The following is a 21,541-nucleotide window of genomic DNA, read 5'->3' on the forward strand; positions in this document are numbered from 1 at the left end:
TTTGTGCTTCTACAAAGAGATACATTATGAAAAAAACAATGCTTGCTGGCGTGGTTGCCGCGTCCATTTCTGCCCTGACCCTAGTAGGTTGTAACACTTCACCTTCTCAAACGACAGAAGCTGCGGCTCCCGCTGTTGTTGAAACCGCGGTGAATGACATCACTCGCGATTACTTGCTTGCTACGGATCGCTTAAACACAGTGGATGGCAGCGCACTTGAAGCGCAATCAGCAGACGCTGTGCAAGCATTGAAACAACAAATGGAGAATGCCAAAGACGGTACAACAATCACGATTCCTGCGGGTAAATACGCGGATCTTGATATCGTCACGGTGAAAGCCGACAACATTACCATCAAGGCGGAGCAACCTGGCAGCGTTTGGCTAACGGGTTTGGCTCAGCTTCGCCTTGAAGGTAACAACATCACTGTCGACGGTTTGGTGTTTACCGAAGGCGGCCCTGCTGAACGTTTCGGCGGCGTGCGTATGATGGGTAACAACAACACTTTGCAAAACTCTACGTTCTACTACTTCAACCACGCTTACGAATACCAACCGGACGAACGTCGCTCTGAATACCCGAAATACTTGTGGGTTTCGCTTTGGGGTAAAGATGGAAAAGTGATCAACAACCGTTTTGAAGGTAAGCAAAAGCGCGGCACGTTAATTGGCGTACAAAAAGACGACACACCAGATAACCACCTTATTGCTAACAACATTTTCTTGGACCAAAAACCAAACCAGTTCAATGAGTTCGACATCAAAGAAGCGATTCGCTACAACGGCAACAGCTGGGAAGCGATTCGAATTGGTGACTCTAAATCTTCTCAATGGGCATCAAACTCTAAGTTCACCAACAACCTGATGATTGATATGGATGGTGAGCGTGAGCTGATTTCGATTAAGTCAGGCGGCAATGAAATCTCTGGCAACACCATCTTTGAAAGTGCCTCTCTGATTTCTCTTCGTCACGGTAAAGCGAACGTGGTGAAAGACAACGTGATTCTAGGTAATGAAAAACTGCTGACTGGCGGTATGCGTATTTACGATGAAGACCACGTGATTGAGAACAACTACATCACTGGCACGCGCGGTCGTGATGGCAAAATTGAAGGCAATGCAGATCTACGTGGCGGCATCGTGATCAACACTGGCATTATTGATGTAGCAAACGGCGAGAAGCTAGACCAAGCAGTAAAAGGCAAAGAGCTCAACAAACAATGGACACCAAAGAACATCACCATTCGTAACAACACCCTTGTAGATACGGAATGGGGCATTGTCTACGGCAACCAAACGCACCGTGTGAGCCTGTTCAACAACAGTGAAGTGAAGAACATTTTCGCTGGCGTGGACGTTCACTTCGATAGCAACGTGGTTGATAACCACCAGCAAGAGCAATTCGTGAGTGTACGCGCGACAGAAGAGTTGCCGCTGGTGAATCCTACCTACAACAACGAAGTCTACGTCGGCACGGTGACTAACGCAGAGCAAATCGCTTCTTACTCGGTAGAGCTACCAAAAAGCGAACAAGTGAAAGGCTTTACTCAATACCAAGGCGTTGGTGCGGATACGAGCAAGCTATCTGTGGTAACGGCGGAAACAGCAGGGCCTGATTACCTCCTTTCAAACGCTCAAAAGTAATTCTGCTTTAGAGTTTGCTTCCAGTCTGGTGATACAAGCCAGACTGGTTTTCCTCTCCTTTCACCAGTAACCCCACAATAACTGAAGAAAATTTCACCACCCTACTGTCTCCCAAGATTGAGTTGTGGTTTAATTGTATGACAATTATAAAACTCTTTTCTTTTGCTGCGGATACACTCATGGATGCTGTTTTACATCAGTTGCAATTCTCGTTGTCGATCACTGGCCCCATCTGCTTAATGCTGGTCTTGGGCGTTATCTTCAAACGCATTGGGCTTATCAACGACAACTTTATCGAAGTCGGTTCTAAACTGGTGTTTCAGGTCACGCTACCTGCAATGTTGTTCTTGAGTATCGTCGTCTCCGAGCACGATTTCTCTGCGGCTAGCGGCTTCGTCAATTACGGCATTGTTGCCAGCATCGCGTTTTTCATTTTCACTTTTACCTCCGTCAAACTGTTCTTCAAATCTTCACCAGACCAAGGCGTTTTAATCCAAGGTGGCTTTCGCGCCAATACGGGTATCATCGGCATTGCGTATGTGGCAAATGCTTACGGTTCACAAGGTGTGGCGCTGGCCGCGCTTTATGTTGCGGTGACCACCTTTATCTATAATGTGCAAGCGGTGATTTGTTTGTCTCCAAAAGGGGCAACGTCTGGATCTCAAGCCGCCAAAATGATGGTGAGAACCTTAACGCGCAACCCTCTGATCATCGCGATTGTCTCTGGCATGGTGTTCTACCTTCTGTCGATTCCGGTTCCGGATGTGGCGATTGATGCCGGTAACTATCTATCAAAGATGACGCTTCCCCTTGCCCTCTTGTGTACCGGCGGCTCACTCGATTTAAGTTTGATGAAGAAAGAGAAAGGACCATCTTGGTTTGCTAGCAGCTACAAACTGATCGTCGCCCCTATCGTGATTACAACAGGCGCGTATTTGTTCGGCTTTAGAGGGATTGAGCTTGGCATTCTGTTCTTTATGAACGCCTCTCCTGTGGCGGCAGCAAGTTATGTGATGGCACGCTCGATGGGAGGAAACTCCGTGTTAGCGGCGAACATCATTGCTTTAACAACTGTGCTTTCAACAATCACTTGCACATTGGGTATCGTCATCCTTAAGAGTTACAGTCTCATTTAATCGAAACATATACCCAAGTGGGAGATATCGGCATACGCTTCCCTTTAATTAACCGATATAATGCGCTAAAAAATAAGGATTTCTAGAATGAAGCTTATCGCATTATGTTTAGGTGCGTGTTTAAGTGTTGTTTGCCTTGCCGCGAATGCCTCTTCAACGACATATGTTCGCTATCAACACCTCGGAAAAATCGGATACGGTAAGCTCGTTGAAGACTCAATTTATCCTCTTAAGGGGGATATTTTCTCTGACTCATCCCTTTCATCCCGAAAAATGTCTGTCCGTGATGTAAACCTGTTACTTCCAACTAAGCCTGAAAAAGTATTCGTTGTTCAAGCCCAAAAACAGCTTGGTGAAACACAAGCAAACGATTATCAATTTTCGTTTAAACTCCCCTCAGCCTTAATTTCAAAAGGTGTTCCTATTCAAATACCAACCGATGCGAAGAACATAGAGTATTCCAGTTCCCTAGTGGTCGTGATAGGAAAGCAAAGTAAGAACATCGATACCAAGCAAGCGTCAGCCGCTATATTTGGACTCACCGTTGGGGGCGATCTTACGGAACCAAACTGGCTGCAGCATGATGCCCATTCGTTAAGAGCCAAAAGTGCTGACGGTTTTGCCCCAATTGCGAATGAGATCGTTCGCGGACTCGATTTCACCCAGATTCATGTTTCTTCGAAAATCAACGGTAAAGCAATTAACGATGATGCCTTGGCTGAAATGACCTATTCTCCAGCAGAAGTTGTGAGTGAACTCAGCCAGTATTTTACACTCAAACCAGGCGATTTAATTTACATCGACTTACCGACTCACACTGTTGAAGTGAAAGATAACGATGTCGTTTCTGTTTCACTCAACGGCATCGTTAAAGTTGAAAACAAAATTATGTTTTAACCGATACAAAAAGCCGAACAGCAGTCACTGTTCGGCTTTTTATTTCGCGCGACATGAATCCTCTTACTGATTCGGCAATCCGTTGAGAAACTCTTGGAAGCTCGGTGCTTGTACGCGACTCAATACCTTTCTCATGTCTTCAATTAGGCTATCGTCAGACCAATCAACGCGAATATCAATCGGTGCTTGCGTGTAACTTTCAATACGAAGCGAAGCCGAATACGTACCGCGCTTATCGCCGCCTGCTTCCAACGCGGCTTCTAGTGCAGTTATGAGCACTTCCGCTAACCTTGCTTCGTAGTTCTCATGATATTGAGGTTTGTCCCCTGCTCTCACTTGCTCAGCATTCAGCATTGTTTGAGCCATAAATGAATCCGCAAAAGCTTCAATAACCGCGTCACTTTCTAGCATGTTGCCAGCAACGGCGAGATCTTGAAAAGCAAGAGAACCCACGTGCGCGATGTTCTCTTCACCATTGATAAACGCCGCGTGGCCATGTTTATCCATTACCATGCATTGGCGCTTAGCAAATTCAGCATCGCCCTCTTTCAAACGCTCAACCACATCATGGCAACAAAGCCCTTGGGATAACCATCGCTTAGCGTTGTCGGCATACCAAGGATTAGTAAACAAGCCTTGGGTGGCACACGCGCCAATCCCACGCCAACTGTGGTTTACGTAGCCACCGACGGCAACGCCGCCAGTGGCTGTAATGGAAGCCGATAACCCTGTTTCTGGGTTAACGTGTATAAGTGAAATCGTCATAGATTCTCAGTATAAAAGACGTTAGTAACCAACCATTTGTCCAACAAACAGGGCTACCCAACATAGAACATAAACGAACGCCATGAATGGCATGATGGCTTTGAGCCACTGCTCGTAAGACACGCGACCAAGAGCCAACATTGCTAGCGTACCACCAGAAGTCGGTACGATAAGGTTGGTCAAACCATCACCCACTTGGAATGCGGTGATCATCAGCTGACGGCTCATGCCAGTAAGATCTGCCACAGGAATTAGGATTGGCATAGTCACCATTGCCTGACCAGAACCCGATGGTACGAATAGGTTAATCACACCTTGCACCACACTCGCGACAATCGCAGAGATGGCAATCGGCATATCTTGGATCAGTGAGCTCAATGCGTTAACGATAGTGTCGATGATTTGTGCTTGATCGAGGATGATTTGAATCGATGCCGCAACACCAATCACCAATGCACCTGCGGTTACGCCCGATGCACCTTCCATCATTTGCTTGACGATGCCGTTCGCACTTAAACCGTTCACCGCGCCGATCACAATTGCCATCAATAAGAACAGACCTGCGATCTCATTGATGTACCAACCGTTGGCAAATACACCGTAAAGCATCACACCTAGGCCTGCTAGGAATACGCCCAGCGTCAGTTTGTCTTTCTTCTCTAGGTGGTATTCTGAAAGATCTTTACTTAAGCCTTCCGCTGAATCTGGCTCTTTAAACTCCATCTTCGCTACGCGAGTACAGATGTAGTAAGACAATAATGCAAGAGAGGAAATCACCATCGCTGCACGCAGCCAAGCGCCTGAGAAGGTCGGCAGTTCAGCAATACCTTGAGCTACACCCACGGTGTAAGGGTTGATTGGTGACAGCGCAAAGCCCACACCAATACCGCCTACCGCCATCACGGTGCCCACAAGGCTAGAGTAGCCAACTGCCGCAGAAATCAGCACTGCAACCGGAACAAGCGCGATGTTGTTCTCAAAGCCTACCGCCACGCCAAAGAAACCGTAGATAAAGGTGCCGATAGTGATGATCAGATTACGGTTCTTCACACCCGCTTTGTTTACCGCAACACCAATCGCGTTCTCTAGCGCACCAGTACGTTGCAAGATGTGGAACAAACCACCAGCGATAAATACGATGAACAAGTAAGGTGCCGCGCTGATCAATCCTTTCGGAATCGCGACAAAAATATCAAAGAAATGCACCGCTGGAACGTCATTCAGATAGGCAAATGAGTTCGGTACTACCGTGGTTCGGCCATCGACAACAACGCGTGAGAATTCCCCCGCAGGCACAACAAAGGTCAGTAGGTAAGTCGCCACTAAAATCATAAAGATCAGGACCATCGGGTCCGGCATGCTTTTGTACCAAGCCTTTTTCTCTGTCGTCTCCATCTTCTTTGTCATATCCATAACAAAATCTCTCCTTAGTATAGGAATGAAAGCTCACTCGTTTGAGCAATCACGTTTGCAAGCAAAAACCAACGCTTGGTTTTAAAGTAAAAAAGAGGATGAATCCCCACCCTCTCTTGTTTTATTCGTGTGTTATTGATGCTTCATCAGCATGCAGAAATGGTTCAGTACTTCGACTGCGGCCATCAGATCTTTTTGTAGAATCGCTTCATCTGGATGGTGGCTAACCCCATCCGTACAACGCATAAACAGCATCGCAATGTCGGTTAATTCACACACCGCGAGACCATCATGCCCTGCACCACTAAATAAGTGCTTAGCTTCAATATTGGATAGCGAGATCGCCTGAGTCAGTGCCGAGGAAAGCGAATCAGAACAAGTGACAGCCGCTTGCTCGTAAGTCTGTTCGTGGCGATACGCAAGATTGTACTGCGTCATTAAGGTTTCGATGTTTGCCAGCATTTCTTGTCGTGCTGCAATACGCGAAGCATCATTTGGTGAGCGCAGCTCAATAGTGATGTCCGTTTGCTGGGGAATCACATTCACACCGTTCGGGAAGTTGGCAATTTTGCCCACCACACCCACAAGGTCGTCTTCACGCTTACACAGTTGGTCAAACATATGGATGACCTGCGCAGCCCCAACTAGCGCATCTTGGCGCATATCCATTGGCACTGTACCCGCGTGACCAGCTTTCCCTAGAACCGACAAAGTATGGCGCTCGATACCGGTGATGGCCGTAACCACACCCACAGGCAAGTTCGCTTGCTCAAGTTGCGGGCCTTGTTCAATGTGGAGTTCCACAAAGCCCAACACCTTGTCTTTGTCGTAAGCATCTTGCGCAATAAGTTCTGGATGGCAACCGAATGAAGTCAGTGCTTCACGCATCGTAATACCGTAAGCATCGCGTGCATCCAAAACGCTCGGGTCAAACGTTCCGGCAATGGCTTTTGAACCGAGTAATGTCGATTGGAATCGAGTGCCCTCTTCATCGCTAAATGCAATCACATCGATATGGAAAGGAAATTCAAATTTATGCTGATGGAAATAATAAACCAAAGCGATAGGTAGGATTACGCCTAAAATACCATCGTACTTGCCACCATTTGGCACGGTATCTTGATGAGAACCAAAGATCAGCGTCTGTGCATTTGGGTTCGGGCTATGGTAACGACCAATAAGGTTAGCCGCGTTATCCATGCGCACTTCCATGCCAGACAACAACATCCACTCGCGTAGCTTTTCATTTGCTCTCGCGTGCTCTTCACTGGCACACAAACGCGTCACGCCTTCGCTATCTGGGTCATTGGTTTGGCTGCATTGAGCAATATCTTCCAACCATTCCCACGCTAGACTGGCCGTTTCTACAAATTTTTCCATCTTGAATCGCTCTATTTCTAACCATGTTCATTTTTAATTTATCATGATAAATATCAAATGAAAGACATTTATCATGATAAATAGACTTTTTTGTGAGTGCGATTCGATCGATAATCGGATGGTTTCATAACTAAAACCGTGTTCGTTTTTCAGAAAATGAAAGGCAGAAAACAGGTGACATCCTTTGAATTTCCTTCAAAATTCAATAGATACCGCGAGATAACCCAGCGAGGAAAATGTGGCAAGCAGCGCGAAAGGACGTAGAACTCAACAACTGGCCGAATCGATCAAAACTTGGATCGTCGATCAAGCTTTGCAGCCCGGCGATCGTCTGCCGAGTGAAATCGAAGTCATGGAAACCTTTGATGCTTCCAAAAGCACGGTGCGTGAAAGCATGCGAATCCTTGAGGCGCAAGGTATTCTCTCGACCAAGACAGGGCCAAAAGGCGGTGTGTTTGTTAGCGAAATGAGCGAGAACAAAGCTCAGGCACTGCTAAGCAACTACCTGTTCTTTAAAGACCTTTCGATTTCTGACCTGTACCAAATCCGCTTGTCACTTGAACCAGAAATCGCGGCCTCATTAGCAGGCACATTAACGGAGGCACAGCTTGTCACGCTCGATCAGCAAATCGATAAGTACCAAACGCCACCAGAAGACGTGTATCAAGAGCGCGAGCACCACATTGCATCGATTGAGTTTCACAGCCTATTAGCGAGTTACTCTGGTAATGAGCTGCTGAAGTTTGTGGTTCGCTTTACTGCGCAGATGCTTACCGAGCTAACGATTTATCGAAAACTGTATGAACCGGGTAACCACAAACTGTGGCAAACGGGCGTACAAAGCCAACGTGCACTGGTGGAAGCACTACGTAAAGGTGACGCGCCAAAAGCCAAGCAAGTAATGGAACAACACATGCTGACCGCGCATCAATTGATGAAGAAGCAAGAAGCTGAAGTGGCGAACCGTTTCCTCACAGAAAGCTAATTGGCTCGCCATCGTTTGAAATGCAGAATTAAGCGTGATTGGCTAAGGTCATTTTACGGACCAAACGGAAGAATTCGTCAGATTCCTCTTCCGTCAAACAAGAAAAGAAATCTTGCTTAAGGTTAGTCATGATGCGGTGCACTTTGCGTACCGCTTCTACGCCCTCTTTGGTGAGTGTCAGAATCTTTAATCTCTGATTGGTTTCGCTCTTAGAAACTTTAACAAAGCCTCGTTTCTCTAAGTTATCCACCATGCGTTTTGCGACGCTTCGCTCCGTTAGAACCGCATCCGCCAACTCTTGCTGGCTCATCGGTTGAAACTCTTCTAACGCTGCCAAGGCACTCGCCATTTCCAGCGTCATTAAGTCCTGACGCGATAGCTCTGCTTGAGCACGATTGCGGAAGGTTCGGTTCATCACGCTGCACACAAACATCGGGCTTTGATCCAACACAGATATCGGAGAAATCTTCTGATCTTTCATACTTGCCTATTCTACTTTCGGCTTTGTTTTCATTTGGATAGTACTGCGTTTACAAGAGATTCCCGACTACGCTCCTTCGTCGCTTTCGGGAATGACGAGAAACATAACCGAGAGAGCGGCACCCCGTCATTCCGACGAGCCTAGGCGAGATCAGGAATCTAATTGCCACACGCTCTTAGCTCAATATTTCACGTCAAGCCATAGCACTCGGTGAGCAGATTCTGAATCATACTCGTCCCTCGCTGTTCAGAATGACGTCAAAATTAAACCTCAAACGCAAACTATCCAATTGAATCCAAAAATAAAGGACGCCGAAGCGCCCTTTTCTTGTACTTATTAGCAATAGTATAACTTAGTCTTTAGCGCTAAGTCCTACTCTTGGCTTGCCGTTGGCTGTGAAGTAGATTCCACTTGCTCTTTTTGTGCTTCTTTTCTTGCGCGGCGATCGAACAAACGCTCAACCACAACGAAGAACACAGGCACGAAGAAGATACCAAGCAAAGTCGCACTTACCATACCGCCAAGTACGCCCGTACCTACCGCGTTCTGACCTGCAGAGCCTACACCCGCACTGATTGCCAGTGGCACTACACCAAGACCAAACGCAAGCGAAGTCATGATGATAGGACGAAGACGAACACGTACCGCATGCAACGTTGCTTCAATCAAGCCCGCGCCTTTCTCGTAGTATTCCTTGGCGAATTCGACGATAAGGATCGCGTTCTTCGTTGCCAAACCAACAGTGGTCAATAAGCTTACTTGGAAGAATACGTCGTTATCCATACCGCGAGTCATTACCGCAAGTACCGCACCTAGTACACCTAGAGGCACTACAAGTACAACTGCAAATGGTACTGACCAGCTCTCGTACAGTGCAGCTAGTACAAGGAAGACAACCAGAATCGACAGTGCGTAAAGCATTGGTGCTTGGTTACCAGACAGACGTTCCTCGTAAGAGATGCCGTTCCAGTTCACCGTAAAGCCAGGAGGCAGTTTTTCTACCATGGCTTCGATTTCTGCCATCGCTTCACCAGTACTTACGCCCGGAGCCGCACCACCTTGGATGTTCATCGCAGGTAGACCGTTAAAGCGTTGCAATAGCGGAGAACCGTAAGTCCACTCACCCGTTGCAAATGCCGAGAATGGCACCATCTCGCCTTGTGAGTTACGCACGTACCATGAGTCGAAGTCTTTCGGTTGCATACGGTGTTCTGCGTCACTCTGCACCATTACCTTCTTCACGCGTCCGCGATCGATGTAATCGTTGATGTATGCACCACCCCATGCCGAAGCTAGGATTTGGTTTACATCATTAATGCTCACATCCAGCGCACGCAATTTCACGTGGTCGATATGAACTTGGTACATCGGCGCATCTGCTTGACCATTTGGACGCACACCCACCAGTTTCGGGTTTTGTGCTGCCATACCTAGGATTTGGTATTGAGCCGCTACAAGCGCTTCATGACCGTTACCAGTTGAGTCTTGTAGGTAGAAGTCGAAACCAGTCGCGTTACCCAACTCTTGAATCGCTGGTGGCGCAAACGCAAACACCATTGCTTCTTTAATCGTTGAGAAGTAACCCATCGCACGACCTGTCAGCGAAGCCGCATCCGAACCTGGTGCTTCACGTTCTGACCAATCTTTCAGACCGATAAACGCCATACCCATGTTCTGACCTTGACCCGCGAAGCTGAAGCCCGCTACCGAGAACACTGACGCGACGTTGTCTTTCTCTTCTTCAAGGAAATAGTTACGGACTTTTTCTAGTGTCTTTTCAGTCTGCTCTTGAGTCGAGTTCGGTGGCAAGATTGCCATGGAGAACACGGTACCTTGGTCTTCATCCGGTAGGAACGACGTCGGTAGGTTCATGAACAACCAACCTGCGCCCGCACTCATTGCCGCGAACACCAACAGCATGCGACCGGTGCGTTTTAGCATTTTCGCTACGCCCGCTTCGTAACCCGCCGTTGCCGCATCAAACTTACGGTTGAACCAGCCAAAGAAGCCTTTCTTATCCGAAAATTCCGCATCGCCTTTTTTCAGCAAGCTCGCACAAAGTGCCGGAGTAAGAATGATCGCCACCAATACCGAGAGCGTCATCGCCGCCACGATGGTGATAGAGAACTGACGGTAGATAACGCCGGTTGAGCCAGACATGAACGCCATCGGTACGAATACCGCAGACAGCGTCAGGCCAACACCAACTAGCGCGCCAGTGATCTGCCCCATTGACTTCTTCGTCGCTTCTTTTGGATCGAGACCGTCTTCGTGCATTACACGTTCCACGTTCTCAACCACAACGATCGCATCGTCCACCAGCAAGCCGATTGCCAGAACCATCGCAAACATGGTTAAGGTGTTGACACTAAAGCCCGTCGCGTACAAGACGGCAAACGTACCCAGCAATACCACCGGAACCGCAATCGTTGGGATGATCGTTGCACGGAAGTTCTGCAAGAACAGGTACATGATCAAAAATACCAACACGATTGCTTCAAGCAGTGTCTTGATTACTTCCTTGATCGACGCATCTACGAATGGCGTTGTCTCAAACGGGTAAGCGATCTTTAAGCCATCTGGGAAAGTCGCACTCAGCTGACCAAGACGTTCTTTTACTGCTTCTGCCGTTTCTAGCGCGTTAGCACCAGTACCGAGAGAGATACCAAGACCTGCTGCTGGGAAGCCATTGTACTGACCTTTGATGTCATAGCTTTCTGCACCGCGCTCAACACGCGCCACGTCTTTCAGGTAAACATTCGAACCGTTCGCTTCTGATTTCAGAATGATGTTTTTAAATTCAGCCACGCTGGTTAGACGACTTGCTGAAGAAATCGTCGCGTTAAGCAACTGACCAGACTGAGCAGGAGCTGCACCTAACTGACCCGAAGAAACCTGTGCATTCTGCTCACGAATCGCGTTCGCAACGTCAATTGCTGTTAGGTTGAACTGAGTCAGTTTGAATGGGTCTAGCCAAACGCGCATTGCGTATTGAGAACCAAACGCTTGCACTTGACCTACACCCGTAACACGGCTGATCGGATCTTGAATATTGGTAACCACAAAGTCGCCAATGTCGTTTTCTGTGAATTCAGGGTCTTCAGAGTAAACCGCCACAACCATCAAGAATGAGGTGTTGGATTTGTTTACGATGATACCTTGGCTTTGTACTTCCATCGGAAGTGACGTCATCGCCAATTGCAGTTTGTTCTGCACCTGAACTTGCGCGATATCTGGATCCGCTTCGCTATCAAACGTCAGCGTAATGGTCGCGTTACCAAACGCATCACTGCTTGAGTTTAGGTAGCGTAGGTAGTCCAGACCCGTCATGTTTTGCTCGATAACCTGAGTCACTGAGTCTTCTACGGTTTTCGCAGAAGCACCAGGGTAACGGGCATTGATTGAGATCGTGGTCGGTGAAATCGTCGGGTATTGAGAAACCGGCAAGTTGAACAGGGACATTACGCCCGCCAACATAGTCAGAATCGCAAGAACCCAAGCAAATACCGGACGATCGATAAAGAATCGTGCCATGATTATGCCTGCTCACCTGATTGAATGGTCACTGGGTTACCCGGTTGGATCATCTGTAGACCTGTTGTGATGACTTTATCACCCACTTTCAGACCGTCAGTGATGCGCCATTGATTACCAATAGACTCAGCCGTTGTTACCGGAGTGATTGTTACTTTGTTGTCTTCACCTACCGTCATTACTGAGGCTTTACCCGTTGCGTCACGCGTTACTGTGTTTTGTGGGATAAGAATCGCAACAGGGTCCACACCAACCGTTACCGTCGCACGCACGAACATACCCGGTAGCAACAAGCCATCTGGGTTCGCGAATTCTGCACGTAGCGTTACGCTGCCCGTGCTTTCATCTACGTTCACTTCAGTAAACTTCATTGCACCTTTGTGCGCGTATGTCGAACCATCTTCGAGTGTCAGCGTGACTTGAGCAGTCTCATCTTTTTGCAAGTGACCTTGTGACATCGCTGCTTTCAAACGAAGTAGTTGAGCAGAAGATTGCACGATATCAACATTGATTGGGTCTAGCTGTTGGATAGTCGTCAGCGTCGCTGCTTGGTTCGCAGTAACAAGTGCACCCGCCGTCACGTTTGACTTGCTGATCACACCACTGATTGGCGCTTTCACTTGTGCGTAAGACAAATTGATCTTCGCTGTGTTGATCTTCGCTTTCGCGACTAACACTTGCGCTTTCGCTTCTTTATAAGCCGCTTCTGCTTCGTCCAATGCTTGTTGGCTGATCGACTTTTTAGTGATCAATGCACGGTAACGACGCACTGTTGAGTACGTTGATTCTTCCGATGCTTGCGCACGGATCAGTTCCGCCTCTGCACTCAATAAATCAGCTTGGAAAGTAGAATCATCAATCTGGTATAGCGATTGGCCTTTCTCTACCACACCACCTTCAACAAAATTACGCTCAGAAATAATACCCGTTACTTGTGGGCGAACTTCTGCTTCTTTAAATGCGCGGCTACGACCAGGCAATTCCACCGTTAGCGCTTGGCGAACCGGTTCAACTGTCATGACAGTCACTTCCGGTGTTGGCGCGGGACCACCTTGTGCTTGTCCATCTTGACTCTGTTCACATCCAGCCAAAATTAAGCTCGACGCAATCAGAAGTGATAGCGTGGTTCTACGTCTCATGAAACTTCTCTCTTCCTAAATAAAAACAGTGACCCAATAAAAAGTCAGCAAATATTATTCGGGATGATAATTACTCAATGTTGTACATACAACAAAATTTACCGCTCTTTACGATAGACAAAAATATTTGCTCTAAAGCTGTTATTGATCTCTCAATTTGAACGCATTTATGTTGGAAAAATAAATTTTCTGTGAGCAATCGAAAACAGATTTTTCACAATAGAAACAAGAAAAAAGAGTGGACAAAGCGAGAGAAATCGTGACAAAGCAAAGTATTTTGGAGGACGCGTTGCTGCTACGAAGAAAAAGAAAGTTTATTAAATATCGTGAAAATAAGTGAAAACACAAGAATTTACACTCGCATAACATTTAATCACCAGTTGAACATTTAGAGCGCGCTTTGATTAAATAAATTGCAAATATAGGCGTTGATTTCCGTATTCATTACCCTATAATTCGCTCCCCTAAAACAGCCTGATATACGAAATAAGTTGGTTATGAAAAACAACAATAGAATAGTATTAGGGAAATTCACATGGGACAGGACGACTCACTATTTACAGCTATCCCCTTTGAATGGCACAGCAGAAGAACAAGAAACGGTTAAGCTGACGAATAAACAAAAAGCGTTATTGAACTGCCTTGTTGATGCGTATCCAAACACGATCAGCAATAAAGAGATTATTCAGCAGGTTTGGGGCTATGAGCATATCTCACAAGAGAGCTTGCCGCAGCTGATTAATCGCACTCGACGAACGTTAGAAGATTACGAAAAAAACCATCCTGGTTAATACCCCTGGGGTTGGCTATTCCCTCAGTTTTGAATTTGCTCCAGAAGAGCCAGTTTCACAGCCAATTACCAAACCAGAAGAGTGCGAGCTCAAACCAGTCAGCAAGCAAAACGCAAAACTATGGAATGCGCTTTTTATAGTCATGCTGTTAGTGACGCTGTTTAATCTTTATGAAACGGCGAAAGCGCTGTATTACAAGCACGACTTTGAACAAGTGCTAAAAGCCAAAGTTTACCCAGAAATAAAACGTTCCGATGACGGAAAAACGGTAGTGACAATTAACAACCATGAATGCATTTATCACAAAGATCAGCTTTTACTTCAATGCCCATAAATTCAAAGTGTTGATAGCATTGGTTGTGTTCAACGGCATTCTCTTGTTCACGGCACACCAGTCAAAAGTTCAACTGTTTGGCAAAGTAGAAGCGATGCAATACAGGTGGACGACCTATACTAGGCTCAATAAAGATCACATTGAGACCCATAATCACTACTCACCTATCGGTGGTGCTGTGACAGAGTATCAATCGCTTGACTATCAATATGAATATTCAAAATCTAAGGGAAACGAATACATTGTATTGAGCTATGAAAAGCCAGTGACCATGCGCCATAATCGTATCTACTATCTAGATGAACAATGCAGTTTGCTCTTTTTCGGCAGAGCAGAGAGAACTCTAAAGAATATGACGCTCCGCTGCTTATACTGATGTTTACCGCTTCTGAAGAAACTTATAAAAAGGCACCTTTGATGATCAAAGGTGCCTTTTTCATTTCAGGTAGAGCGTAATGGGTATAACGCTGTCTTATACGCGGAACTGGCTGACTTGCTTGTCTAGCTGTTGTGTCTGTTCAGACAACATAGACAATGACTGTTGCGCTTGGCTTACTACATCCACAATCGACGTACTGCTGTCTGCGATACCTTGAACGTTGCTGTTTACTTCATCACTCACTGAGCTTTGTTGGCCCGCAGCTGTCGCAATGTGCGTGTTCATCTCGTTCATACGTGCGATCGCGTTTAGGATTTCAGCCAACGACTCTGTCGCTAAACCTGCCGATTGAATGGTGTCTTCGCTGCTGGTTTTACTGCCCTGCATCACTTCCACCGCCTGAGCAGCACCTGCTTGCAGCTTCTCAATCATGGCTTGGATCTCGCCCGTGCTCTTTTGCGTTCGGCTCGCTAGGGAGCGAACTTCATCTGCCACGACAGCAAAACCACGACCTTGCTCACCAGCACGCGCTGCTTCAATCGCCGCGTTTAATGCCAGCAAGTTAGTCTGCTCTGCAATACCACGGATAACGTCCAATACCGAAGCAATATTGCTCACATCGTTATCCAAGGTGTTGATGACTTGGCTTGCGCTTTCAATCTCACCCGCTAGGTCGCGAATAGCACCCACAGTTTGCTCCAAAATGATATTAGTATTCGACAGCTCTTCGTTCGCCGTTTGACTCGCCAATGCTGCTTCTGTCGCACTGTCGCTAACATTACGACTGGTTACTTGCATCTCGTGTACTGCTGCAGCAACGGCTTCACTATCACGCTGTTGGCCAACAGTTGAATCTGCGATGGTCGAAGTCAGTGAGTTTAGGTTGTTCATCTCTTGGCGCAACGTATTAGCGCTTTTCACCACTTGTGACACCGTCGCTTGGATCTTAGTCACGAACTGGTTGAAGCCACCAGCAAGCTGACCAATTTCATCTTGAGAATTGATGCTAATGCGTTGACTTAGATCGCCTTCGCCGGAAGCAATTTGCACCATCGCCTCTTTAATATCATTGATTGGTTTAACTACCGTTTTAAGTAGCAATATGACCATACCAAGTGCAGCGATAATCACGATCGCGATACCTGATTCTAGAATAATCTCAGCTCGAAGCGCTGCCGCTGAAATGTCAGATTTCAACTCGCTTTGTTTTGCTTCGATGCCATCTTTTACGACATTAAGCTGCTCGCGTACCGCACTAAACTGATCTTCAAATAAAACTTTGTTAGATTCGTAATAATTCAACCACTGTGCTTGTGGTTTGTTAATCATATCGTCATAACTTTGTAGCCATTGCTCACCCGTCGTGACCAACTTTTGTACTTCGCTACCATGGCTGCGAGGCATTACACCCTCATTAGAAAGAGACATGACTTTTTTCATTCGAGGTAATGCTTTGTATGCGTTGTCTTTGTACTCAAATAGGTGGTGATCGATCTCCGCTTGAGTCTTCGCTAGCGCTAAACCCTGAATTGCAGAAGTCGCTTGATACAGGTCGCGATATGCATCTTCAATAGTAAACAAGCTCGGGGTTACTTGTTCATTCAGTGTTTTGGTCAGTTCAGTTTGCTTCCACATTGTTACGACATTCAGTACTGAGCTAATAACCAGTAATGCAATCATCAAAGACAATGGAAGAACGATCTTCTGCTTGATAGACAGGTTGTTGAACATGAATAGATACCTTTGTTTTATTGTTCAAATCACCACCGAGTTTATCAAACAAAAGGCGTATAAAATTGTTTATACGGTTCAACGTCCTCTAATAATTTTTGTCTTTACGACTAATATTTTAGATTCAACAAATAACTGATTTATTGGACGATTTTTCTAGGAAGCAAGGTCACATAACTTCAATCGGTACAGTTCGATATACCTTGGTTAGATTGGAACATTTCCATCATGGGTTCGATTTGAACGTTACCCCATACAACAAAGCCAAAGCACAATAAGGGGAACAACAGATGAATAAGGGATTTAAGCGTGCCAAGTTTGCCGCGTTGAATCGCTGTGGGTCTGAATACCTTGACGCCTTTTGGTGGGAACTGACCTTCGATCAAACCACGTACGCCAAGTGGCAACATCAATACCGCAGCAAGTAAAAACACGGACAGTGGCATCCAAAAGAACAGTATGTGAACCAAAAGTTCTAAGCCTGACATACCGAACATTTGATAACATTCCGGCGCTTCGACGACTGCTTGCAGAAAAGGCTCTCCCTTAAGCTTAAACAGCACACCAGCTAGAAGACCAAATACGCCAGCGATCGCGACTCTGATGATCTTTTCTTTTTTGCTGTACTGCGGCGCGTATTCCTTCATGCCCTTTCCTATCATGATAAAAACCGAGAAAGTCAGCTTAAGAATGGCACGCCAGAACGCAAATGTGCGCGTGGCTTTTGGGACGCACAATGGCGAATAATGAAACAGAAAGAAAACAGCCTCAATATCGCTATTGAGGCTGTTAGAAAGTTCATGAGTCCGGTTTAATCGTCGAACAACAAGTTGATTGCAATTGCCATCAAAACTAAGCCTGAGATTGGCAGCAAGACACCTAATGGTGAGCGCTCGATGTAAGGCAAGTTTTCCGCAATCAATAAACCCCACTCAGGTTCTGGTGGCTTAACGCCAAGTCCGATAAAACTCAGAGAAGTCAGGCTAAGCGTAATGTACGGCAAACGCAGAAACGCGTGGCGAATCAATGGCGGCAGCACATAAGGCAACAAGTAGTAACGGAGTACTCGCCACTGACTGGTTCCCCAAATGGGCGCAAGATGCGTGTAAGGCTGCGCTTTGGCTTCCATCAACAAGCTCGCACAGTGCGCTGCTAATGGTGCCCATGACACCATAACAATCGCAATCAAAGCGCTGTTTGGGTTCATCCCCGTTAGACCAGCAATCAGCAGACCCGCCACAATGTATGGCACACCTTTGGTGATCTCAATTAAGCCTTGGCTATAACGAGTCACGAAGCCGAGCAGCAAACCAATCACCAAACTTAGGAAGGTTGCGATGATGCCCATTTTGATTGTCGACATCATACCGCCACCTACACGCGCAAGCAGATCTCGTCCAACCGCATCGGCACCAAACGGTGCTGCTAAGCTTGGCGATTCAAGGCGGGTAAATTGGATGGTGTAAGGATCGCGCATTAACGCCCATCCAGCACAACCAATCAGCAAGGCAAAGATTGTGGCACTGACGATGCGTTTGGTGGTGCTTTGGGTAAAACGGAACGTGCTGTGACTGCTGATCAACTTGCCACTTGTGACACTGTGCCCGAGTAACCAACGTTGCAATAAGATGCTCGCACTGCTGATCAACATCGAGAACACCAGCAACACCAACAAGCCTCCTTGCAGCATCGGCAGATCTTGTGACTTCGCAGCGCCTAAGATTAGTCGTCCGATACCCGGAATGGAAAACACTTGTTCCACAGCAACCGCACCGCCGGTTAAACCAATCACCGTCATTGCGATTTGAGGAATCAAGTTACTAACGGCACGCCACAAGGCAAAGCGTAAGATTTGAAACTTACTGACGTTCGCCGATAGCCAAGTGATCACCCAAGGCTCATCTAGTACACGCTTGAGGCTGTCATTGAGCAAGCGCCCGAACAAGCCAGCAGCAGGTAATGCCATTGCCAAACTGGGTAGCCAGAGGTTTTGCACGCCTTGCCAACCATAAGGTGGGAACCAACCCAACCAGATGGAAAACACCATGATCAGCAATGAAGCAATCACGTATTCCGGCAGTGAGACCAGCACCGAACTGAGCGTGTCATGATGTTTGTCTAAACGATTCTGTTGCCAACGACGCACAGTGTAAAGCACGCTCGCCATGCACATTACAAATGCCATACCTAACGCTGTAAGCATCAGTAATAGTGACGTTTTTGCGGTTTGTTGAACGCTCTCCATCACGGATGCGCCACTCACCCAAGAGACACCTAAGTCACCTTGCATGGCAAGCGTCAACCAATCCCACAGTCGCTCAGCAGCGCTGCGGTCAAGTTGAAGATCTTCTCGAATTGCTTGCAGAGCTTCCGCCGTCAGCAATTGTTGAGCACCCGCACGGGCACGGAGGATTGATTGGCTTGGGTCAATACCTGCAATATCCGGCATCAAACCCACCAGCACAACCACTACCCCGAGTGACAGGAAGCGCGACAAAAAAACGCGTAAACCATTCAGGCATACAAGCGCTCAAACGAGAGCGCATGTTGGCAACAGACGACATCGAGTTAGTTCACCTCAGTAAACTGGTCGATCAGGCGACGCTCGCGTGGGTCACGTTGTGCGTTCTTCACGCGGTCACTCTCACCTTGGATTACACGCTCGTGAAGCAGTGGAATCACAGCGTATTGCTCAAGGATTTTGCTTTCTGCTTCGATGATCGCTTGTTGGCGTTTCTCACCCAATGGCTGACGATCAGCGTGTTTCAATGCTGCGTCCACTTCTTCAGAGCAGAACTGACCTAGGTTGTAAGAACCTTTACAGCTAAAGTCACTTTGCATGTACGCCACTGGGTCACCAGAATCCAACACTGTTGCACGTGACAACAAGAACGCATCGAACTTACCTGCTAGTGCATCGTTTTCGATTTGTGCGTATTCACGAACGTCTAGTTCAACCACAAAGCCAGCCGCTTCAAGTTGTTGCTTTAGCAGCACCGCTACTTCTGGCAGCTCAGCACGGTCGGTAAATGTACCGATGGTGATCTTCTCACCGTTCGCGTGGCGCATTTCCATGGTTTCCATACGAGGGTTCGCATCACGAATTGGTTGAGCCCATGCCAATGCTGGACCTAACAGACCTTTCGCTGAATCGGCGTGGTTCTCGTAAACCGTTTTGATGATTTGCTCACGGTTAACCGCTTGAGCTGCTGCTTTACGCAAACCGAACTGGCTAAACACATCTGATTTATTGTTTAGGTAAAGCGTGTTGGTACGTGGCATTGCAACTTCATGCAGTTGTGAAGATTCCATCATCGCGATTTGCGAAACAGGAACGGCTTCAACTACATCCGCCTCACCGGTACGCAGTGCAGCAGCACGAGCAAAACCGTTTGGTACGTATTCAGCAAAAATACTGTCTACTTTTGCTTTTTCACCCCAGTAACCATCAAAACGCTTCAGTTTCGCGCTGGTTGTCCCGTTGATTTCTGTCAGAACGAATGGACCAGTACCCGCATTGATTGGCACAACACGACCGTTTTCTTGGTATGCAGCACCAGAAAGGATCGCTAGCTGTGGGCTAGATAGACGGCTTGGCAACAATGGATCGTTAAAGGTCGTTTTGATTTCAACAGTGAAGTCGTCCAATGCGCGAACTTGCCATTCGATACCATCCAAAATGCGTGGCTTAGGTGCGGCATCTAATGCTTTTTGCAAAGAGTTCACAACCGCGTTTGCATCAAGGTCAGAACCATCGTGGAATTTCACGCCCTTACGTACCGTAAATTGCCACGTCATCGGATCAACTTGTTCCCACTCTGTTGCCAGCATTGGCTCTGCTACCGACTGATCGTTGAGGTTCACTAGCGTTTCTGCTGTGCTCCAACGTGACAGTTTGAACGCGTCATCTGAAAGTGGCGACAAACCAGTGCGTGGTGGTTGCATCATGGCAACGCGAATTTCCGTTGCTTGCGGTGCCGCTGCTTTTTCCGCTTCTGGCTTGCTTTCGCCAGAGTCAAAACAACCCGTCAGCAGTGCGCTTAAAGCCAGCGACAAAGCTAACTTGGGAGTACTAAGGTGCATAAGAAACCTCTCCAATGGTTTTTGTGAATTCATTACTTTTGTGTTGAGCGCTCATCAAGGCTCTCGTGATCAAGTGTGATGGGTTATTTGTCACGTTCTGTGCTGTGCCGTGCTCGACAACGCGTCCTTTGTCTAACACTAGGATTTCATCGCATAGGGTTTGTGCCGCATCGAGGTCATGTGTCACCAAAATCAGGCGCATCTGACGACTCTTTTGAATGCCTGCCAACAAGTCGAGAATCTGTTTACGACTGACGGGATCTAGGCTGCTGGTTGGCTCATCCGCAACCAACACGCAAGGCTCGACAATCAAAGCTCTGGCGATAGCCACACGTTGGGCTTGCCCAACTGATAATTGCAGCGGGTTACGATCCAACAATGTGAGATCCAAACCGACATCCACCAAGACCTTTTCCACCTTCTCGTTAAGCTCTTGCGTTAAACCAATATTGCTTAGCGGCTCCAGTAAGATCTGGCGAACGGTGTAGTACGGATTCAAGCTAGACTGCGGCTCTTGCGGGATCAGCTGAATGTGCTGACATAACTCTTGTCGCTGCTTAGCCGAGCTACGCGATAACTGATAACCACACACATACACTTCACCAGATGTGGGTTTACGAAGACCAAACAGAAGTTCAATCAAGGTCGATTTACCCGCACCAGAAGGACCAACAATCGCAATGTTCTTTGTGTCGATGGCAAGATCCAATTGTTCGAGCGCTTTAAACGGTTTGCCCCCTAACCAACTTGGTTTGGAGTAATAGTGAACACTGGCTTGCTCAAAGCGAACTTCCGCCGATTTAGGCTGCGTGTGCCCGCTCAAGTTGTGCTTAGTCAAAATAGGCTCCAG

15 protein-coding genes and 1 pseudogene are annotated in these 21,541 nt (G+C 47.1%); 5 read left to right on the forward strand and 11 right to left on the reverse strand.

What is annotated here, in order from left to right; all coding sequences use genetic code 11:
- Window positions 1–26 precede the first annotated feature (26 nt).
- From C1S73_RS04615 to C1S73_RS04625, 3 genes are all read left to right on the forward strand, one after another.
- Entirely contained in the window at window positions 27–1,643 is a 1,617-nt protein-coding gene (locus C1S73_RS04615) for a polysaccharide lyase 6 family protein (RefSeq protein WP_038866966.1), read from the forward strand.
- Window positions 1,644–1,822: 179 nt separating this feature from the next.
- Entirely contained in the window at window positions 1,823–2,779 is a 957-nt protein-coding gene (locus C1S73_RS04620) for an AEC family transporter (RefSeq protein ID WP_038866964.1), read from the forward strand.
- Window positions 2,780–2,866: 87 nt separating this feature from the next.
- On the forward strand, window positions 2,867–3,676 hold the full coding sequence (locus C1S73_RS04625) for a fumarylacetoacetate hydrolase family protein (protein WP_038866962.1): 810 nt from the start codon (window positions 2,867–2,869) through the stop codon (window positions 3,674–3,676).
- A 63-nt stretch (window positions 3,677–3,739) separates the two neighbouring features.
- Here the strand turns inward: C1S73_RS04625 and C1S73_RS04630 are convergent, their stop codons facing one another.
- From C1S73_RS04630 to C1S73_RS04640, 3 genes are all read right to left on the reverse strand, one after another.
- Window positions 3,740–4,441 carry a DUF1028 domain-containing protein gene (locus C1S73_RS04630; protein WP_038866960.1) on the reverse strand — a complete coding sequence of 234 codons (702 nt, stop codon included), beginning with the start codon at window positions 4,439–4,441 and terminating at the stop codon, window positions 3,740–3,742.
- A 21-nt stretch (window positions 4,442–4,462) separates the two neighbouring features.
- Window positions 4,463–5,854 carry a YfcC family protein gene (locus C1S73_RS04635; RefSeq protein WP_005437061.1) on the reverse strand — a complete coding sequence of 464 codons (1,392 nt, stop codon included), beginning with the start codon at window positions 5,852–5,854 and terminating at the stop codon, window positions 4,463–4,465.
- Between the two features lie 132 nt (window positions 5,855–5,986).
- A complete protein-coding gene (locus C1S73_RS04640) occupies window positions 5,987–7,234 on the reverse strand; it encodes a M20 family metallo-hydrolase (protein WP_038866958.1) in 1,248 nt (415 codons plus the stop codon).
- A 238-nt stretch (window positions 7,235–7,472) separates the two neighbouring features.
- Between C1S73_RS04640 and C1S73_RS04645 the strand changes: the two genes are divergently transcribed.
- Window positions 7,473–8,219 (forward strand): FadR/GntR family transcriptional regulator, encoded by a 747-nt coding sequence (locus C1S73_RS04645; protein WP_038866957.1) that lies wholly within the window; start codon window positions 7,473–7,475, stop codon window positions 8,217–8,219.
- Between the two features lie 28 nt (window positions 8,220–8,247).
- Here C1S73_RS04645 and C1S73_RS04650 read toward each other — a convergent pair whose 3' ends face one another.
- From C1S73_RS04650 to C1S73_RS04660, 3 genes are all read right to left on the reverse strand, one after another.
- Entirely contained in the window at window positions 8,248–8,700 is a 453-nt protein-coding gene (locus tag C1S73_RS04650; RefSeq protein ID WP_005437051.1) for a MarR family winged helix-turn-helix transcriptional regulator, read from the reverse strand.
- Window positions 8,701–9,072: 372 nt separating this feature from the next.
- Complete coding sequence (locus tag C1S73_RS04655) at window positions 9,073–12,234, reverse strand: efflux RND transporter permease subunit (protein ID WP_038866955.1); 3,162 nt, start codon at window positions 12,232–12,234, stop codon at window positions 9,073–9,075.
- Window positions 12,235–12,236: 2 nt separating this feature from the next.
- Window positions 12,237–13,373 carry an efflux RND transporter periplasmic adaptor subunit gene (locus C1S73_RS04660; protein ID WP_038866953.1) on the reverse strand — a complete coding sequence of 379 codons (1,137 nt, stop codon included), beginning with the start codon at window positions 13,371–13,373 and terminating at the stop codon, window positions 12,237–12,239.
- A gap of 497 nt (window positions 13,374–13,870) precedes the next feature.
- Between C1S73_RS04660 and C1S73_RS28250 the strand changes: the two are divergent.
- Window positions 13,871–14,498 (forward strand): annotated as a pseudogene (locus C1S73_RS28250) (winged helix-turn-helix domain-containing protein).
- Window positions 14,499–14,970: 472 nt separating this feature from the next.
- Here C1S73_RS28250 and C1S73_RS04675 read toward each other — a convergent pair.
- The 5 genes from C1S73_RS04675 to C1S73_RS04695 all read right to left on the reverse strand — a co-directional run bounded on the left by C1S73_RS04675 (window position 14,971) and on the right by C1S73_RS04695 (window position 21,529).
- On the reverse strand, window positions 14,971–16,608 hold the full coding sequence (locus C1S73_RS04675) for a methyl-accepting chemotaxis protein (RefSeq protein WP_038866947.1): 1,638 nt from the start codon (window positions 16,606–16,608) through the stop codon (window positions 14,971–14,973).
- A gap of 179 nt (window positions 16,609–16,787) precedes the next feature.
- Window positions 16,788–17,255 carry a hypothetical protein gene (locus C1S73_RS04680; protein ID WP_038866945.1) on the reverse strand — a complete coding sequence of 156 codons (468 nt, stop codon included), beginning with the start codon at window positions 17,253–17,255 and terminating at the stop codon, window positions 16,788–16,790.
- 164 nt (window positions 17,256–17,419) lie between these two features.
- Complete coding sequence (locus tag C1S73_RS04685) at window positions 17,420–19,126, reverse strand: ABC transporter permease subunit (RefSeq protein WP_102778945.1); 1,707 nt, start codon at window positions 19,124–19,126, stop codon at window positions 17,420–17,422.
- A gap of 50 nt (window positions 19,127–19,176) precedes the next feature.
- Window positions 19,177–20,691, reverse strand: coding sequence for an ABC transporter substrate-binding protein (locus C1S73_RS04690; RefSeq protein WP_005441857.1), 1,515 nt, complete (start codon window positions 20,689–20,691; stop codon window positions 19,177–19,179).
- Window positions 20,681–21,529, reverse strand: a complete 849-nt coding sequence (locus C1S73_RS04695; protein WP_038866941.1) for an ABC transporter ATP-binding protein — start codon at window positions 21,527–21,529, stop codon at window positions 20,681–20,683. Before C1S73_RS04695 ends, C1S73_RS04690 begins: the two co-directional genes overlap by 11 nt.
- Window positions 21,530–21,541: the final 12 nt, after the last annotated feature.

The sequence above is a fragment of the Vibrio jasicida 090810c genome, assembly GCF_002887615.1.
Taxonomy (GTDB): Bacteria; Pseudomonadota; Gammaproteobacteria; order Enterobacterales; family Vibrionaceae; genus Vibrio; species Vibrio jasicida.